Source organism: Candidatus Jidaibacter acanthamoeba, from assembly GCF_000815465.1.
GTDB lineage: Bacteria > Pseudomonadota > Alphaproteobacteria > Rickettsiales > Midichloriaceae > Jidaibacter > Jidaibacter acanthamoebae.
In genome coordinates this window covers 1-605 of the sequence record NZ_JSWE01000103.1, presented here as the reverse complement: position 1 = coordinate 605, position 605 = coordinate 1, and the positions used below count along the sequence as shown (strand labels likewise).

The 605-nt window shown below is 35.5% G+C and carries 1 protein-coding gene; it reads left to right on the top strand.

Annotation, left to right across the window (positions count from 1 at the left end; translation table 11 throughout):
* On the top strand, positions 1-572 hold a 572-nt coding region (locus tag NF27_RS05290; protein WP_039456680.1), incomplete at its 5' end, for an IS3 family transposase.
* Between the last annotated feature and the right edge of the window lie 33 nt (positions 573-605).

The following is a 605-nucleotide window of genomic DNA, read 5'->3' as shown; positions in this document are numbered from 1 at the left end:
GATTAAAAGTCCCCAAAAAGCAGAAAAAGAGAGGAAGGCTATACTTTAATGATGGTAGCTGTATTAGACTTAGGCCATTATATGCTAATCATGTGTGGAGTTACGATTTTGTAACAGATAGGCTAAGTAATGGCAGGAAGATCAGGATGCTAACAGTAATAGATGAATTTAGCCGTAAATGTTTAGCAATCAAGGTTGGTTATAACCTTACATCTGATAATATAATTGATGTATTATCTAAGTTATTTATGACGGAAGCGATACCTGATTTTATCCGTTCAGATAATGGCAGTGAGTTTACTGCTAAAACTCTTCAGAAATGGTTAGAAGTACTAAAGGTAAAAACAGCATATATTACCCCTGGCAGTCCGTGGGAGAATGGATTCAATGAAAGGTTTAACGGTAGCCTTAGAGATGAATTACTAAATGGAGAATCATTTTGTACACTAAATGAAGCACAAGTTATTATAGAAAAATGGCGTAAGCACTACAACGAAATTAGACCTCATAGCTCTCTAAATTACAAGCCGCCAACTCCTAATACAATCATTAACTACATGACTTGTCACTAACTAAAAAGTGGAACATATTTCGGGGGCTTGACA